General features: G+C 48.7%; 1 rRNA gene. It reads right to left on the bottom strand.

Annotated elements, in window-relative coordinates:
* A 23S ribosomal RNA gene (locus SU60_RS05755) occupies positions 1 to 710 on the bottom strand; the annotation flags it as partial.
* Positions 711 to 785 lie beyond the last annotated feature (75 nt).

The raw sequence follows: 785 nt of genomic DNA, 5'->3' as shown, positions 1-785 counted from the left end.
TTGATGTTACTCAACCTTCAACCTGCCCATGGCTAGATCACCTGGTTTCGGGTCTATATCCAGAGACTGAACGCCCAGTTAAGACTCGGTTTCCCTACGGCTCCCCTAGATGGTTAACCTTGCCACTGAATATAAGTCGCTGACCCATTATACAAAAGGTACGCAGTCACACCACGAAGGTGCTCCTACTGCTTGTACGTACACGGTTTCAGGTTCTATTTCACTCCCCTCACAGGGGTTCTTTTCGCCTTTCCCTCACGGTACTGGTTCACTATCGGTCAGTCAGTAGTATTTAGCCTTGGAGGATGGTCCCCCCATATTCAGACAGGATATCACGTGTCCCGCCCTACTCGATTTCACTGAATGTGCGTTGTCAACTACGGGGCTATCACCCTGTATCGCCGGACTTTCCAGACCGTTCGTCTAACGCATATAAAGCTTAAGGGCTAGTCCAATTTCGCTCGCCGCTACTTTCGGAATCTCGGTTGATTTCTTTTCCTCGGGGTACTTAGATGTTTCAGTTCCCCCGGTTCGCCTCGCTGCGCTATGTATTCACGCAGCGATACTAGCTTATGCTAGTGGGTTTCCCCATTCGGAAATCCCAGACTCAAGTGGCTTTTACTGCCTAATCTGGGCTTATCGCAAGTTAATACGTCCTTCATCGCCTCTGACTGCCAAGGCATCCACCGTGTACGCTTAGTCACTTAACCATACAACCCGAAGAAGTTTCGAATTGACGTTAAACAACCAAAGTTGTCTCTCATTATTTGAATGAGCGAGAGACA

Origin of the sequence: Vibrio mytili, assembly GCF_000830505.1 — a bacterium.
In the GTDB taxonomy this organism is placed as follows: domain Bacteria; phylum Pseudomonadota; class Gammaproteobacteria; order Enterobacterales; family Vibrionaceae; genus Vibrio; species Vibrio mytili.
The sequence above is the reverse complement of the archived record's forward strand: the minus strand, read 5'-3'. Positions and strand labels throughout refer to the sequence as shown.